This window comes from Pseudomonas sp. ZT5P21, from assembly GCF_054897785.1.
This window is the reverse complement of the sequence record NZ_CM142705.1, coordinates 4105736-4120505: the sequence shown is the minus strand read 5'-3', so window position 1 is coordinate 4120505 and position 14770 is coordinate 4105736. Positions and strand designations below refer to the sequence as shown.

14 protein-coding genes are annotated in these 14770 nt (G+C 59.6%); 10 read left to right on the top strand and 4 right to left on the bottom strand.

The window, feature by feature from the left end:
• The first annotated feature begins 99 nt into the window (after positions 1-99).
• From cobU to ACYZT9_RS19040, 8 genes are all read left to right on the top strand, one after another.
• Positions 100-621, top strand: coding sequence for a bifunctional adenosylcobinamide kinase/adenosylcobinamide-phosphate guanylyltransferase (cobU, locus tag ACYZT9_RS19075; RefSeq protein WP_462006914.1), 522 nt, complete (start codon positions 100-102; stop codon positions 619-621).
• A complete protein-coding gene (gene cobT, locus ACYZT9_RS19070; RefSeq protein WP_462006913.1) occupies positions 618-1673 on the top strand; it encodes a nicotinate-nucleotide--dimethylbenzimidazole phosphoribosyltransferase in 1056 nt (351 codons plus the stop codon). The genes cobU and cobT overlap by 4 nt, the downstream gene beginning before the upstream one ends.
• Positions 1670-2245: an alpha-ribazole phosphatase family protein gene (gene cobC / locus ACYZT9_RS19065; RefSeq protein ID WP_462006912.1), complete on the top strand. Its 576-nt coding sequence runs from the start codon at positions 1670-1672 to the stop codon at positions 2243-2245. The genes cobT and cobC overlap by 4 nt, the downstream gene beginning before the upstream one ends.
• Before the next feature lie 2 nt (positions 2246-2247).
• Positions 2248-2982, top strand: a complete 735-nt coding sequence (locus ACYZT9_RS19060; protein ID WP_462006911.1) for an adenosylcobinamide-GDP ribazoletransferase — start codon at positions 2248-2250, stop codon at positions 2980-2982.
• Positions 2983-3166: 184 nt separating this feature from the next.
• Positions 3167-3571, top strand: coding sequence for a MarR family winged helix-turn-helix transcriptional regulator (locus ACYZT9_RS19055; RefSeq protein ID WP_462006910.1), 405 nt, complete (start codon positions 3167-3169; stop codon positions 3569-3571).
• 52 nt (positions 3572-3623) lie between these two features.
• Positions 3624-4832: an MFS transporter gene (locus tag ACYZT9_RS19050; protein WP_462006909.1), complete on the top strand. Its 1209-nt coding sequence runs from the start codon at positions 3624-3626 to the stop codon at positions 4830-4832.
• Positions 4829-4951, top strand: a complete 123-nt coding sequence (locus tag ACYZT9_RS19045; RefSeq protein WP_462006908.1) for a hypothetical protein — start codon at positions 4829-4831, stop codon at positions 4949-4951. The genes ACYZT9_RS19050 and ACYZT9_RS19045 overlap by 4 nt, the downstream gene beginning before the upstream one ends.
• A gap of 55 nt (positions 4952-5006) precedes the next feature.
• Complete coding sequence (locus tag ACYZT9_RS19040) at positions 5007-5558, top strand: glutathione peroxidase (protein ID WP_462006907.1); 552 nt, start codon at positions 5007-5009, stop codon at positions 5556-5558.
• 91 nt (positions 5559-5649) lie between these two features.
• Here ACYZT9_RS19040 and ACYZT9_RS19035 read toward each other — a convergent pair whose 3' ends face one another.
• The 3 genes from ACYZT9_RS19035 to ACYZT9_RS19025 all read right to left on the bottom strand — a co-directional run bounded on the left by ACYZT9_RS19035 (position 5650) and on the right by ACYZT9_RS19025 (position 8046).
• Positions 5650-6918, bottom strand: a complete 1269-nt coding sequence (locus tag ACYZT9_RS19035) for an OmpP1/FadL family transporter (RefSeq protein WP_462006906.1) — start codon at positions 6916-6918, stop codon at positions 5650-5652.
• 146 nt (positions 6919-7064) lie between these two features.
• Entirely contained in the window at positions 7065-7547 is a 483-nt protein-coding gene (locus tag ACYZT9_RS19030) for a hypothetical protein (protein ID WP_462006905.1), read from the bottom strand.
• 274 nt (positions 7548-7821) lie between these two features.
• Positions 7822-8046: a hypothetical protein gene (locus ACYZT9_RS19025; RefSeq protein WP_462010260.1), complete on the bottom strand. Its 225-nt coding sequence runs from the start codon at positions 8044-8046 to the stop codon at positions 7822-7824.
• A 985-nt stretch (positions 8047-9031) separates the two neighbouring features.
• Here ACYZT9_RS19025 and ACYZT9_RS19020 point away from each other — a divergent pair.
• Both ACYZT9_RS19020 and ACYZT9_RS19015 read left to right on the top strand, forming a co-directional pair.
• Positions 9032-9355, top strand: coding sequence for a sel1 repeat family protein (locus ACYZT9_RS19020; protein ID WP_462006904.1), 324 nt, complete (start codon positions 9032-9034; stop codon positions 9353-9355).
• Between the two features lie 175 nt (positions 9356-9530).
• Positions 9531-10895, top strand: a complete 1365-nt coding sequence (locus ACYZT9_RS19015) for a DNA recombination protein RmuC (RefSeq protein WP_462010259.1) — start codon at positions 9531-9533, stop codon at positions 10893-10895.
• Between the two features lie 97 nt (positions 10896-10992).
• Here ACYZT9_RS19015 and ACYZT9_RS19010 read toward each other — a convergent pair whose 3' ends face one another.
• Positions 10993-14463: a hybrid sensor histidine kinase/response regulator gene (locus ACYZT9_RS19010; RefSeq protein WP_462006903.1), complete on the bottom strand. Its 3471-nt coding sequence runs from the start codon at positions 14461-14463 to the stop codon at positions 10993-10995.
• Between the last annotated feature and the right edge of the window lie 307 nt (positions 14464-14770).

The window sequence follows — 14770 nt, the reverse complement described above, 5'->3', positions numbered from 1 at the left end:
GGGTGAACAAAAAATTTGTCGAACAGGCTCGGTCCCTGTGGGAGCGAGCTTGCTCGCGATGAGGCCGGCACAGTCACCGAAGATTTTAAGGAATGAACCATGCTGCAACTGATCCTCGGCGGCGCCCGCTCCGGCAAAAGTCGTCTAGCCGAGAAACTCGCCTCCGACAGCGGTCTGCCCGTGACCTACATCGCCACCAGCCAACCGCTGGATTGGGAAATGAACGAACGGGTCGCCCATCATCGCGTCCGTCGTCCGGCTGAGTGGGCGTTGATCGAAGAGCCTGTGGAACTCGCCCGTGTCCTGCGCGAAACCGCCCGCGCCGATCGTTGCCTGCTGGTGGATTGCCTGACCCTGTGGATGACCAATCTGCTGATGCTCAACGACACCGAGCGACTGACTGCCGAGCGCGAAGCCTTGCTGGACTGCCTGGCTGAATTGCCGGGTGAAATCATTTTTGTCAGCAACGAGACCGGAATGGGTGTCGTGCCGCTGGGCGAATTGACTCGCCGCTACGTCGATGAAGCCGGTTGGCTGCATCAAGCTCTGGCCGAACGTTGTCAGCGAGTCGTCCTGACCGTCGCCGGCCTGCCCCTGACTTTGAAAGGAACTGCGTTATGACTCAATCCTGGTGGCTGAACCCGTGCAAGCCGATTGACGCCCGAGCCATCGAGCAGGCTGAAGCACGGCAACAGCAATTGACCAAGCCCGCCGGTTCCCTTGGGCGGCTCGAGTCGCTGGCGGTGCAATTGGCCGGGTTGCAGGGGCAAGTGAAGCCGAGCCTGGATCAGCTGTGGATCACGATTTTTGCCGGTGACCATGGCGTCGTCGCTGAAGGCGTGTCGGCGTTTCCCCAGGAAGTCACCGGGCAGATGCTGCACAACTTCGTCAGCGGTGGCGCAGCGATCAGTGTGTTGGCGCGCCAGCTCGGGGCTCCGCTTGAGGTGGTCGACCTCGGCACGGTGACGCCATCGTTGAATCTGCCGGGCGTGCTTCACCTGAATATCGGTGCGGGCACCGCGAATTTAGTCGACGGCCCGGCCATGACTCAAGTCCAGGGTGAACTTGCCTTGCAGGCCGGTCGTGACAGCGTGCAGCGTGCCCTCGCGACGGGCGCGCAGTTGTTCATCGGTGGCGAGATGGGCATCGGCAACACCACGGCAGCCAGTGCGTTGGCCTTTGCGTTGCTGGATTGCCCGGTGGTGCACTTGACCGGGCCGGGCACCGGCCTGAACGCGGCGGGTGTCAGCCATAAAGCCCTGGTCATCGAACGCGCTTTGGCCTTGCACAGCGCTCAGCGTGGAGACGTGCTGCAAACCCTGTTTAACCTCGGCGGTTTCGAAATTGCAGCGTTGGTCGGCGCGTATCTGGCGTGTGCCCAGGAAGGCGTCGCGGTGCTGGTGGATGGGTTCATTTGCAGCGTCGCCGCGTTGGTGGCGGTGCGTTTGAATCCTGACTGCCGCCAGTGGCTGTTGTTCGGTCATCGCGGCGCCGAGCCGGGTCATCGACACGTATTGGAAACCCTGAACGCCGAACCTTTGCTGGACCTCGGTCTGCGTCTGGGCGAAGGCAGCGGCGCCGCGTTGGCCGTGCCGTTGTTGCGTCTGGCCTGCGACCTTCACGGGCAAATGGCGACGTTCGCCGAAGCGGCCGTGGCGGATCGTCCGGCATGACCTTGCGTCTCGACCTGTTGCGCCACGGCGAAACCGAACTCGGCGGCGGCCTGCGCGGCAGCCTCGACGATGCGTTGACCGACACAGGCTGGGCGCAGATGCGCACGGCGGTGGTCGAGCAAGGGCCTTGGGATCGTTTGATCAGTTCGCCGCTGCAACGCTGCGCGCGATTCGCCGAAGAACTGGGTGCGCAACTGGGGCTGCCGGTGCAGTTGGATAAAGATCTGCAGGAACTGCATTTTGGTGCTTGGGAAGGGCAGAGTGCGGCGGCGCTGATGGAAACCGATGCCGAAGCGCTGGGCCTGTTCTGGGCCGACCCTTATTCGTTTACGCCACCTCAAGGGGAGCGACTCGAGGATTTTTCGGCGCGGGTGTTGGCGGCTGTCGCTCGATTGCATGTGGCGTATGCGGGCGAGCGTTTGCTGCTGATCAGCCATGGCGGCGTCCTGCGTTTGTTGCTGGCGCAGGCGCGGGGCTTGCCACGTGAGCAATTGCTCAACGTTGAAGTCGCGCATGGTGCGCTGTTTTCTCTGAGCGTCGAGACTGGCGTCATCCTCAAGGAAGCGATCTGATCATGCTGCCGTTCTGGATCGCCCTGCAATTTTTGAGCAGCCTGCCGATTCGTCTGCCGGGCATGCCGGCGCCACAGGAATTGGGGCGTTCGCTGCTGTTCTATCCGCTGGTGGGGCTGCTGTTCGGCGGGATCTTGTGGGCGCTAGACTGGCTGTTGCTAGGCACGCCGTTGCTGCTGCACGCCGCACTGTTGCTGAGCATTTGGGTGTCGCTCAGCGGGGCGTTGCACCTCGACGGTCTGGCCGATAGCGCGGACGCCTGGCTCGGTGGATTCGGCGACCGTGAACGCACACTGACGATCATGAAAGATCCACGTAGCGGCCCGATCGCGGTGGTGACGTTGGTGCTGGTATTGCTGCTCAAGTTCGCCGCGTTGCTGGCATTGATCGAGCAGCAGCAAAGCGTATTTCTGATCATCGTTCCGTTGATTGGCCGCAGTGCGTTGTTGGGGTTGTTCCTGACCACGCCTTATGTGCGTGCCGGTGGTTTGGGGCAGGCGCTGGCGGATCATCTGCCGCGTTTGGCGGGTAAGCGGGTGCTGGCGGCGAGTGCGTTGGGTTGTGTTCTGATTGCAGGTCTTAGCGGTGTTTTTGCGGTGGTGTTGGCAGCGCTGGTGTTTGTCTGGTTGCGGCATGTCATGTTGCGGCGATTGGGCGGGACGACGGGCGATACGGCGGGGGCGTTGCTGGAATTGCTGGAGGTCGGGGTGTTAGTGGGGTGGGTGTTGGTCAGATGATCAATGTGATGAATTCTGGCCCCTTCGCGAGCGAGCCCGCTCCTACAGTAGAGCGGCTGCGGACATGGAACTTGCGTTCGACGCCGATCAAGTGTGGGAGAGGGCTTGCTCGCGAAAGCGGATAACTCCCGATAATTTCAATCTGTAACTTGATTTAACACACTCGCGGGTATATACACGCACCATGCTCGACTCCCAATGTTTATGCATCAACCTGCGTCGCGCCGCCCGTGGCGTCAGCAGGCACTATGACGGCGCTCTCGACGGCTTCGGAATTAACGTTGCCCAGTATTCTTTGTTGTGCAATCTGCAGCGTCTGAACCAACCAAGTATTTCCACCCTGGCGGAAGCCATGGGGCTGGATCGCAGTACCCTCGGGCGAAACTTGCGAGTGCTTGAGGGAGAAGGCCTGGTCACGCTGGTCGAGGGCGAAGACATGCGCAATCGCATCGTCAAGCTGACCGAGGCCGGCGCGGATCGCCTGACAGCGGCTTTGCCAGCCTGGGAGGCGGCGCAGCAGCGGCTGGTTGATCGACTGGGCGCCGAAAAACGCGAAACCTTGTTGAAGCTGCTGGACGAACTGGCCTGACGCCGGTTTTTCCGATCTTAAGCGGGTATATACCCGCTACCGGAGAATAAGAATGACATCGATGTGGCGTACGTGCGGTTGGGTTCTGGTGGGGAGTGCGCTGATCCTTGCGTTGTCTCTGGGTGTGCGACACGGCTTCGGGCTGTTCCTGGCGCCAATGAGTGCCGAATTCGGTTGGGGACGCGAGACGTTTGCGTTCGCCATCGCCCTGCAGAACCTGATCTGGGGGTTGGCGCAGCCCTTTACCGGTGCGCTTGCCGACCGCTTCGGCGCGGCGAAAGTGGTGCTGATCGGTGGCGTGCTCTACGCATTGGGTCTGCTGTTCATGGGCTTGTCCGATTCGGCAGTGACCCTGTCGCTTAGCGCCGGTCTATTGATCGGTATCGGGCTGTCGGGAACCTCATTTTCGGTGATCCTCGGCGTGGTAGGCCGCGTGGTGCCGCCAGAGAAACGTAGTATGGGCATGGGCATCGCCAGTGCTGCCGGCTCCTTTGGCCAGTTCGCCATGGTACCCGGCACGCTGGGTTTGATCGGATGGCTCGGCTGGTCGGCGGCATTGCTGGCTCTGGGCCTGCTCGTTGCGCTGATTGTGCCGCTGGTGAGCATGCTCAAGGACAAGCCGTTGCCGGTCCTCGGTCATGAGCAAACGTTGACCGAAGCGCTACGCGAAGCCTGTTCCCATTCGGGGTTCTGGTTGCTGTCGTTCGGCTTTTTTGTCTGTGGTTTTCAGGTGGTGTTCATCGGCGTGCACTTGCCGGCGTATCTGGTGGATCGACACCTCCCGGCTACCGTGGGTACCACCGTGCTAGCGCTGATCGGGTTGTTCAACATCTTCGGCACTTACACGGCGGGCTGGCTCGGTGGACGAATGTCCAAGCCGCGCTTGCTTACCGGTCTGTATTTGCTGCGGGCCGTGGTAATTGCGCTGTTTCTGTGGGCGCCGGTCACGACAACTACTGCTTATCTGTTTGGCATGGCCATGGGCTTCCTGTGGCTGTCGACCGTTCCTTTGACCAACGGCACCGTGGCGACCTTGTTCGGCGTACGAAATCTGTCCATGCTCGGTGGGATCGTTTTCCTGTTCCACCAGCTCGGATCGTTCCTCGGCGGTTGGTTGGGCGGGGTGGTGTATGACCGAACCGGGAGCTATGACTTGATCTGGCAGGTAGCGATTCTATTGAGTCTGTTGGCTGCTGCCCTGAACTGGCCGGTGCGTGAGCAGCCGGTGGTGCGCCTGCAAACCCGGTTGAGTGCGACATGAACAGTCTCTGGTCACAAATCGCTGTCGCGGCGGCCGGAGCCTTGCTGCTGGTTCTGGCATGGTGGGGCTGGCATCAGGGCGGGCTGGCGTTGATGCAATTGGGCATGGGCGCTTGCTAGCACGGTGTGAGGGCGAGTAAGTTGGTTTCAGACGACTTCTCAAGGAGGCATGTACATGCTGATGCGCTGGCTCGCCGTTCCCGCGTTATTGATGGCGTTTACCGGCTTGGCGCAAGCCGCTGAATGCCCGGAGCTTTTGCAAGGCTCGTTGCCGAAGCTACGCGCCAAGGAAACGATCGACCTTTGCCAGCGCTTCGCCGGTAAACCGCTGGTGGTGGTCAATACCGCGAGCTTTTGTGGGTTCGCCCCGCAGTTTAAAAGCCTTGAGGCTCTGAATCAGCGTTTTAAGGCGCAGGGGCTGGAGGTGATCGGTGTGCCTTCCAACGACTTCAAGCAGGAGTCCAAGGACGGCGAAGAGACCGCCAAGGTGTGCTACGTGGATTACGGCGTGACCTTCACCATGACCGAGCCGCAGAACGTTCGTGGTGATGACGCGACACACTTGTTCCAGGTTCTCGCTGCGCAGAGCGATGCACCGAAGTGGAATTTCTACAAGTACGTAGTCGATCGCAAGGGCAAAGTGATCGCCAATTTTTCCAGCCTCACCAAACCCGACGACCCCGAATTTATCGAGGCAGTGGAAAAAGCACTGGCCTCACAACCCTGATCGGCGCCCACTAAAAAGCCCCGCCTCTGTACAAGAGAGCGGGGCTTTTTCGATGCATGCGGCGAGTGGTTCAGGTCCGCCAAAAAAATCATCAGAAGCGGTAGGTCGCACCGATACCCAAACCGTTTGCCGAGTTCTCATACTTGGCGCTGTAGGTCTGGCGGCGGTTGTCGTCGTTGATCTTGACCGACTCTTCGACCAGGTACGAATACGCGACGTCGATGGTCAGATCGTCGGTCGGGCTCCAGCCAGCGCCCAGGCTGAAAATCTTGCGATCGCCAGTCGGGATGCGAGGGGAACGGTTTTCGTTGTTGGTCGGAGCCTGATCGACGGAGAAACCGGTGCGCAGGACCCATTGCTTGTTCACTTGATACGAAGCACCAATGGCGTGAGCCCAGGTGTCGTGCCAGTTCTGCTCTTCGGTGATGGTGCCAAACCGGCTGTTCAGAGCAGCAGGAACGCCACTGTTCTCAACGCTGATTTCTTTCAGGCGGCTCCAGCGAGTCCAAGTGCTGCCTGCGTAGAGAGTCCATTGGTCGTCCAGTTGATGTGTGACCGAGAAGTCGACCGCCTCAGGCGTGGTGATGTCCAGCGAAGCGTCGTACTTCTGGCTTGGGTTCTGACCCAGCCCGGCAAGCAGGTTGTAATTGACCTTGGTGTCACCCTCGAGCTTGTACTTCACTTTCGAGTGATAGGTCAGGCCGACGCGAGTGCTGTCGGTGGCTTGAACCAGGATCCCGACGTTGTAACCCAGTGCGGTGTCGTCACCCTTGATCTTGACGGTACCGTCTGCGGCGAGCGGGTTCAGCGACAGATTCGATTCCAGTTTGCCGTCAATACGGTTGATGGTCGGACCGAAACCGATAGACACCTTGTCATTGAAGGCGTAGCTGACGGTTGGCTGCAGGGTGACGATTGTGACTTCGCTCTTGCTGCCGAAGTAACGGCCGGCAAAGCCGTTCTCGTAGTCAGTCACCAAGCCGAACGGTGCGTATACACCGACACCGAATGCCCACTGGTCGTCGATTGGCTTGACGTAGTAGCCCATGGGTACGGCGATGAACGGGACCATGTCGCCGTCGTTGCTGCCGCTCCTTGGGGTAGAGCTGGCGTCGCTGATGTCGGTGTGTGCGTCTAGAAATGCAGCACCGCCGGTGACTTGTTCGCGCTTGAGGCGCGACATGCCGGCAGGGTTGCCAAAAATGGTGCTTGCGTCATCGGCAGATGAAGATCGCCCGGCAAAACCTGTACCCATCCCGCTGATGCTTTGTTCGTTGATGGCGAAGCCACTTGCGAAGATCTGGGTGGATGCCAGGGAAACGGCGAGGCAAAGGGTGGTTTTGAGCATTACTTTTTTCATTATTAGAACTCTTGGTAATCAGCGGGGCGAAAATTACCAACATTTTCGCCCCAGCGCTATAGGCTGTATGGCTTGAGTTAGAGCGGTTTTGTAGGACAATCAGACCAAATTCGCGGCGCGTTGCGCGATCTTCTGAAAGAGACGGATCAGCAGGCGACCTGATTCAGCGATGAAACACAGGTTTGCCAGGCATAGGTGAAGTCTCTCAGGCGCCCTTGAGGCTGGAAGGTCTGGCGCCAGATGCGGGCCATTCCAAGCAGGTCGTCTGCTTCGGGGAGCGGAGTGTTCTGTTCTTCGACCAGCAGCCAGGCGATGGCGGTGGCATAACGCAGGTTGACGGTCAGTTCGAGGTGCGGGCCACTCAGAAATGCATGTTGGCTGGCCAAGCCGCGAACCAGGCTGGCGCGTTCGGGATCAAGTGCCAGGTAATGGTCCCAGAGTGCCTGGTGGCGGTGTTCGGCGATTCGGTACAAGCCGTGTCCACGGCGATCGTGCAGGGCGGACCCAAGGGCTGACTGACTGGCGGCGATGCCCAGCAGCAGGGATTCGGCGGTTGCGCTATGGCGCCCAAGGTAAATCAATGTCGGACGTATCACATAACGGCACAGTTCGCTGGCAGCGATACCCATAAAACCCTCGAACGTGAAGTGGGTCGGCGAGTCCTGAAGGGAGCGTTGGCAGCGGGTGGATCGAATCAGGCTCGCCGGAAGCGGATTTCGCCGCTTGAGTTGAAGTGTAGTGTCATATTCGCGCTGTAAAGGACTGTTTTTAAAATATTTCCGGCAGCCAGTTATAACCGTTATATCGGTTGGTGCTTAGGCGGTGGCCGCGAAAAGAGAAATATCGGGCAATAAAAAGCCCCGCTGTTCAAGCGAGGCTTTTGAGGTTTTACCTTCTGGCGTATCAGGCAACCAGTGCCTGACGGGTACGCTCGATCACGGCCTGCAGCGGCGCGGCGCTGGAGTATTGATCGGGGTAGAGGCGTTCGCTGTGACGAGCGATGCCGTGTTCGTTGACCAGAGTGAAACTGAAGCAGCCTTTGCGAGCGGCCATGATCAGGCAGTTCATTGGTGCAAAAGCGTTGGTTAGGGTGCGGATGGCATCCTGGGTGTGGATTTGAGTAGTCATTAATGGTGTTCCTACAAGCGACACGGATAAGAACCGTGCAAAGTTAAAACGTTCCAGTGACGACGACCACCATTGGTCGAACGAAGAACCCAACTGGAACAAAGCAGCCAGTTTGAAGCGCTGAATAAATTGGCGCGCTTGGGCTGGCAGGTAGGTACTTAGGAGGGCAGGCAACACATCAAGGGCAAAGGTTCTGGGCCCGGGGTGAAGATCCTGATCAATTTGCAGGCTGGTTCGGTCAGAGTAAGTGGACTTCGCAACACCCTTTGTTTTCGATTCAAAGGCAGTGCCGACGCAAGGTTTACCTGGAAACCATCGAGGTGGTCGATCCCGCTTGTTCGGTTGAAGCTTCCTGTGGGAAGGCAGACCGGGGGGATTTGTTCGACCAGAATTGACTTTCAGCTTGGTACTAACGCCGCGGATACTATCGGATTGAACTGCGAAAGGGAAGTGTGTTAGCCAAAAAACATCTTTTTGAGGGTCAATACTCAGGTGCTCATTGGCATTATGACCCGCCGTTTGCCCTGCAATGGCACAAAAATCCGACAGTCGGTCGTTTCCGTTCATCGGGCCAGGGTCAGCCTGGATCAAGGGTTCGACAGGGTTTATCCCCAGACCGGGTAACGAAATGCGCCGAAATAGCGCATCGATATAACGGCCTCGAAGGTACTTGTGCACATAAGTTGCGCGAGTTGTCATCCCAGTGTCATCTTGCCCTCAAACGCAGTGGGTGCCTGTAACCAAAATTTAAGTCAATGAAAAACATCGCTTTTTTTTACTGGTGAAAAAATCGTCAGTTTGACTGCGAGCCCCATTCCACACGGCTTTGCGAGAGTTCAAGGACGGTTGTCCACTGAGTTATCCACAGCTTCTGTGGATTGTCCCGAGCGCTTGCTCTAGGACGGGCGTGCCGAGTTTTTTAGACTTTACCTGTAAGAAAAAAAGAGTAGAGTGGCGCGCCTTCCGATCTGCCCCACAGTGCTTTATGAAGTTTCGCTCAGTATCAGTTTCCGTAACCTCGACACCTTCCAGTGTTACCCCACCCAAGCGTTTTTCGATGCGTGTGGCCGAATGGCTGCTGGACAGCCCGCGCCTGGGCGAAAACAGCAACGTCAAACACTTCGCCGGGCGTTTGCTCAAGCAACCGGCCCGCGAAGGCGTAGTGGCCGCGCAAAGCCGTCTCGGTCAGTTGATGTGCCGCGAATGCGGAAATGCCCGGGATCGTCGTATCGGCCAGGACCTTTTGCGTCAGGCCGCGCGGGCAGGGGATCGACGCGCGCAACAGGAACTGGGGCTGATCGAAGACTGAGCTGTCCAAGACCTGACACCTTGGTTAACCTTCAAGTTTTATCGAACGGGCAGGAATGGCGATGGCGATGGACTTGACCAGCATAGTGCTCGGTCTGGCGGGCGCAGCACTGCCGTTGTTGGCATTGGCCTGGCAACTTCAACGCCGGGCGAGCGTCACGCAAACTGACGTTGCCCTGCTGGAAGAGCGTCTGGTCATGGCGCAACTGACCCAGGATGGATTGAACGCTCAACTCGAAAGCTGTCGCGACGAAATCGCTGATCTGGGGCAGGCCAACGCCGCCAAACAGGCAGACCTTGCCGCGATGCGCCGTGAAGTCGAACTGTTGCAGATCGAACGCGATGACGCCCGCGATGCCGCCCACGCCTGGAACATCGAACGTGCCGGCAAAGAGGTTGAGTTACGTCGCCTGGACGCCCAGGCCGCCTCCCTCAACGCAGAGCTGCGTGAACAGCAGGAAAGCCATCAGCAGCGCCTCAGCGACTTGCAAGGCTCGCGGGACGAATTGCGTGCCCAGTTCGCCGAACTGGCGGGAAAGATTTTCGACGAGCGCGAGCAGCGCTTCGCCGAAACCAGTCAGAAGAGCCTGGGGCAGTTGCTCGATCCTTTGAAAGAACGCATCCAGTCGTTTGAAAAGCGCGTCGAGGAAAGTTATCAGGCTGAAGCGCGCGAGCGCTTCTCGCTGGCCAAGGAGCTCGAGCGTCTGCAACAGCTGAACCTGCGCCTGAGCGACGAAGCCACCAACCTGACCCGCGCCTTGAAAGGCCAGAAAACCCAGGGCAACTGGGGCGAGCTGATTCTTGAGCGGGTGCTTGAACACGCCGGTCTCGAGAAGGGCCGCGAGTACCAGACTCAGGTCAACCTCAAAGGCCCGGACGGTGAACGCTTCCAGCCAGATGTGATCATCTATTTGCCGGGCGACAAGCAGGTGGTGGTCGACTCCAAGGTCAGCCTGACGGCTTACCAGCAATACGTGGCGGCGGAAGACGATGCCATCGGCCAGCTAGCCATCAAGCAGCACGTGCTGTCGCTACGCACTCACGTCAAAGGCCTGGCCGGCAAGGATTACAAGCGCCTCGACGGCTTGCACAGCCTGGATTTCGTCTTGCTGTTCGTACCCATCGAAGCGGCATTTTCTGCGGCGCTGCAGGCGGAGCCGAGCCTGTTTCAGGAGGCATTCGACCGCAACATCGTGATCGTCAGCCCGACCACGTTGCTGGCCACCCTGCGTGTTATCGACAGCCTGTGGAAGCAGGAACGTCAGAGTCAGAACGCCCGTGAAATCGCCGAGCGGGCAGGGTGGCTATACGACAAGTTCGTGCTGTTCATTCAGGACCTGGATGAAGTCGGTAATCGCTTGCAGCAACTGGACAAGGCCTACAGTTCTGCGCGTAACAAGCTGACAGAAGGCCGCGGCAATCTGGTCAGTCGCAGTGAGCAGCTCAAGTTGCTCGGCGCGCGGGCGAGCAAGAGCCTGCCGGCGGACCTGCTGGAACGGGCGATGACCGATGTCGATGGCTTGGCCGAATTGCCTGAATAAAGATCAAAAGATCGCAGCCTTCGGCAGCTCCATTGACCGCGTGAAAACCCGATCCCGTAGGAGCTGCCGAAGGCTGCGATCTTTTTCGGATGGCACGCTACAACGGCAAATACCGACTCAACAACGCCCGCAACGCCGCCGGTTTCACCGGCTTGGCCAGATAATCCAACCCCGCCGCATGTACCCGGGCCACCGTTTCCGGGTGCCCATCGGCGCTGATCACCACGCCTGGCACCGGCTCGCCCAGGCGGGTTCGCAACCATGCCATCAAGTCCGTCCCGGTCTCGCCATCGTCCAGGTGATAATCCACCAGCGCCAGTTGCGGACGCATGCCATTGCTCAGTAACGCCGCGCATTCGTCGCGGTTGCGCGCCGTCCAGACCTGACAGCCCCAGCGGGTGAGCAGGCTGTTCATGCCGATCAGGATGCTGTCTTCGTTGTCGATGCACAGCACTTGCGCGCCGCTCAGAAGTTTGCCGTTGAGCTCGGCGACGTTGGCTGGCGCCGCGATTTGCGCTTTGGCCAACGGTACGCTGACGCTGAACACACTGCCGCGACCCGGCCAGGAGCGCACTTGCAAGGTGTGGCCCAGAACGCGACACAGCCCGTCTGCAATCGCCAGGCCCAGGCCCAGACCTTTTTCGGCACGGGTCTGATGGCTATCCAGGCGTTTGAATTCCTCGAAAATCACTTTCAGTTTGTCTGCCGGAATCCCCGGCCCACGGTCCCAGACCTCCAGGCAAAGTTCGCCCTTGTGCCGACGAACCCCCAACAGCACCGGCCCCTTGGCATAGCGGAAGGCGTTGGTCAGGAAGTTCTGCAAGATCCGTCGCAACAGTTTGATGTCACTGTCGACCCGCAACGTACTGCCTCGAACCCTGAATTTGAGCCCCTGGTCCCGGGCCAGCGCCTTGAATTCTGCGCCGAGAATGTCGAACAGCTCATTGAGCACGAACGGCTTCGGATCCGGGTTGATCTTGCCGTTTTCCAGGCGGGAAATGTCCAGCAGATCGCTGATCAGGTCTTCGGCCGAGCGCAGTGACGAATCCAGGTGATGAACCAGTTTCTGCGCTTCGCTGGACAGGCCGTCATCCTGATGGGACAGGGCCGCGGAAAACAGCCTCGCGGCGTTCAGAGGTTGCATGAGGTCATGGCTGACCGCCGCGAGAAAACGGGTTTTCGACTGGTTGGCCGACTCGGCGGTGCCCTTGGCTTCGGTCAGGGCCACGTTGAGTTGCGACAGCTCATGAGTGCGCTCGGTGACCCGCCGCTCCAGGCCTTCGTTGGCTTCGGTCAACGCCTGCTCGGCTTCGCGGAACGCGGTGATGTCGGTAAAACTCATGACGAAACCGCCGCCCGGCATCGGGTTTCCGATCAGCTCAATCACACGGCCATTGGGGAAAAGTCGTTCGGAGGTGTGGGCACGACCCTGGCGCATCCAGTGCAAACGACGGGCGACGTGCACTTCGGCTTCTCCAGGACCGCATAGACCGCGCTCGGCGTTGTAGCGAATGATGTCGGCAATCGGCCGGCCTACGCGGATCAAGCCGTCCGGGTAGTTAAACAGTTCCAGATAACGCCGGTTCCACGCCACCAATCGCAACGACTGGTCGACTACGCTGATGCCTTGCGTAATGTTCTCGATCGCGCCTTGCAGCAGCGCGCGATTGAATTGCAGCACTTCCGAGGCCTCGTCGGCGATTCGGACGACATCCTCGAGTTGCATTTCCCGACCTTCAATAGCGGCTTTTACCACCGCGCGTGTCGAAGAAGCGCCGAGGACACCGGCCAGCAAACGTTCGGTGTGGGCAATCCATTCACCATCGGCGTTCTGATTCGGGTTGAAGCCTTTGCCCTGGCGGTAGGCGAAACGGATAAAACTCTGACGGGCGCGCTCTTCACCGACAAACCGTGCGGCCAGTTGCAGCAGATCGTCGATGTGCACCGCCAGCATTGAGCGGGCGCTGGGGCGGGCACTGATTTCCTGACCAATGAAACGGCCGGCTTGCCAGTGTTCCGAAACCCGTGTGCGCGACAGCACCGACACCCAGGCGAACAGCGTGAAGTTGGCCGCCAGCGACAACACCACGCCTTGGGTCAGCGGGGTGAGCGGCAGGTTCAGCGGGTTGCTGTGCAGCCAACCGAGGCCGGGGAAACTGCTCAATGACAAACCCAGGCTATGCGCAGCAATGGGCAGAACCAGGGTGTAGAACCACAGGAATGTCCCGGCGGCGAGGCCGGCGAACACGCCGCGCCGGTTGGCCTGTTTCCAGTACAGCGCGCCAAGCATGGCGGGTGCCAGTTGGGTCACGGCGGCGAAGGCAATCTGGCCGATGGTCGCCAGGCTCGCGGTTGAGCCCAGCAAGCGATAGCTGACGTAGGCCAGCAGCAAAATCACCACGATGCTGACGCGACGCACCGAAAGCATCCACTGGCGGAACACTTCGAACGGCCGCTCGGCGTTATTGCGGCGCAACAACCACGGCAACAGCATGTCGTTGGAGACCATGGTCGACAGCGCCACGCTGGCGACAATCACCATGCCGGTCGCGGCCGAGGCGCCACCGATAAAGGCCAGCATTGCCAGCGCGGGGTGGGCTTGCGCCAGGGGCAGGCTGATGACAAACGAGTCCGGCAACACTGAACTGGGCAGCAACATCTGACCGGCCAAAGCGATCGGGACTACGAACAATGCTGCCAACGCCAGGTACGCCGGGAACACCCACTTGGCCAAGCGCAAATCCTGTGGGTCAATATTTTCCACCACCGTCACGTGAAACTGCCGGGGCAGGCAGATGATCGCCATCATCGCTACGCCGGTTTGCACCACCATCGACGGCCAGTTGATGGTTTCCTTCCAATACTCTTCGAGACGCGGAGCGAGCATCGCCTGATCGAACAGGTCTTCGAAACCGTCGTACAGGCCGTAAGTCACGAACGCCCCGACCGCGAGAAACGCGAACAGTTTGACCAGCGACTCGAAGGCAATCGCCAGCACCATGCCACGGTGGTGTTCGGTGGCGTCGAGGTTGCGGGTACCGAACACAATGGTAAACAACGCGAGCACCAGCGACACGATCAACGCCGTGTCCTGGGCGCGAGTGCCCATGGCGTCGGCACCGGCACCGATCAGCAGGTTCACCCCGAGCACAATGCCTTTGAGCTGCAGCGCGATGTACGGCAGGACGCCGACCAGGCAGATCAGCGCCACGACAATCGCCAGCGATTGGGATTTGCCATAACGGGCGGCGATGAAGTCGGCAATGGAGGTGATGTTCTCCTGCTTGCTGATCATCACCATTTTTTGCAGGACCCATGGCGCGCAGACCAGCAGCAGGATCGGCCCGAGGTAGATGGGCAGGAACGACCAGAGTTGTTCGGCGGCCTGACCGACGGCACCGAAGAACGTCCAGCTGGTGCAATAGACCGCCAGCGACAGGCTGTACACCCAAGCGCGCACCCGCGGCGGCAACGGCGCACTGCGACGATCACCGTAGAAGGCGATGGCGAACAGGATGGCCATATAGGCCAGGGCAACGGCGGCGATCAGCCCGCTGGACAGCGACATGGGAACTCCAGACAAAAGGCACCCGGGACTCCCGCCCGGACAGACAGTCTCGCATGACCGTCTGCGTTAGTCAGTGTCGACCAAGGTCGTGGCGCGGCGGGGTGTCGCAGGCGGTGTGTCATTTATAACCTTAGGTGTTTCTTCGGGCCCCTTCGCGAGCAAGCCCGCTCCCACATTTAACCGGGTTCTCCCATAAGAATGCGGTCGAATGTGGGAGCGGGCTTGCTCGCGAAGGCATCGTCACTGACTGACCAAGTCTGTAGCGCCGATGCCTAATGATCGCTAGCCTAGGCATGTGGCGCATCCG

What these genes read in the sequence shown, in the direction of transcription:
- ACYZT9_RS19060 (WP_462006911.1), top strand. Translation starts at nt 2,248, where the DNA reads ATGCTGCCGTTCTGGATCGCCCTGCAATTTTTGAGCAGCCTGCCGATT.
- ACYZT9_RS19025 (WP_462010260.1), bottom strand. Translation starts at nt 8,046, where the DNA reads ATGACTACTCAAATCCACACCCAGGATGCCATCCGCACCCTAACCAAC.
- cobU (WP_462006914.1), top strand. Translation starts at nt 100, where the DNA reads ATGCTGCAACTGATCCTCGGCGGCGCCCGCTCCGGCAAAAGTCGTCTA.
- ACYZT9_RS19055 (WP_462006910.1), top strand. Translation starts at nt 3,167, where the DNA reads ATGCTCGACTCCCAATGTTTATGCATCAACCTGCGTCGCGCCGCCCGT.
- ACYZT9_RS19050 (WP_462006909.1), top strand. Translation starts at nt 3,624, where the DNA reads ATGACATCGATGTGGCGTACGTGCGGTTGGGTTCTGGTGGGGAGTGCG.
- ACYZT9_RS19020 (WP_462006904.1), top strand. Translation starts at nt 9,032, where the DNA reads ATGAAGTTTCGCTCAGTATCAGTTTCCGTAACCTCGACACCTTCCAGT.
- ACYZT9_RS19045 (WP_462006908.1), top strand. Translation starts at nt 4,829, where the DNA reads ATGAACAGTCTCTGGTCACAAATCGCTGTCGCGGCGGCCGGAGCCTTG.
- ACYZT9_RS19035 (WP_462006906.1), bottom strand. Translation starts at nt 6,918, where the DNA reads ATGAAAAAAGTAATGCTCAAAACCACCCTTTGCCTCGCCGTTTCCCTG.
- ACYZT9_RS19010 (WP_462006903.1), bottom strand. Translation starts at nt 14,463, where the DNA reads ATGTCGCTGTCCAGCGGGCTGATCGCCGCCGTTGCCCTGGCCTATATG.
- cobC (WP_462006912.1), top strand. Translation starts at nt 1,670, where the DNA reads ATGACCTTGCGTCTCGACCTGTTGCGCCACGGCGAAACCGAACTCGGC.
- ACYZT9_RS19030 (WP_462006905.1), bottom strand. Translation starts at nt 7,547, where the DNA reads ATGGGTATCGCTGCCAGCGAACTGTGCCGTTATGTGATACGTCCGACA.
- ACYZT9_RS19040 (WP_462006907.1), top strand. Translation starts at nt 5,007, where the DNA reads ATGCTGATGCGCTGGCTCGCCGTTCCCGCGTTATTGATGGCGTTTACC.
- cobT (WP_462006913.1), top strand. Translation starts at nt 618, where the DNA reads ATGACTCAATCCTGGTGGCTGAACCCGTGCAAGCCGATTGACGCCCGA.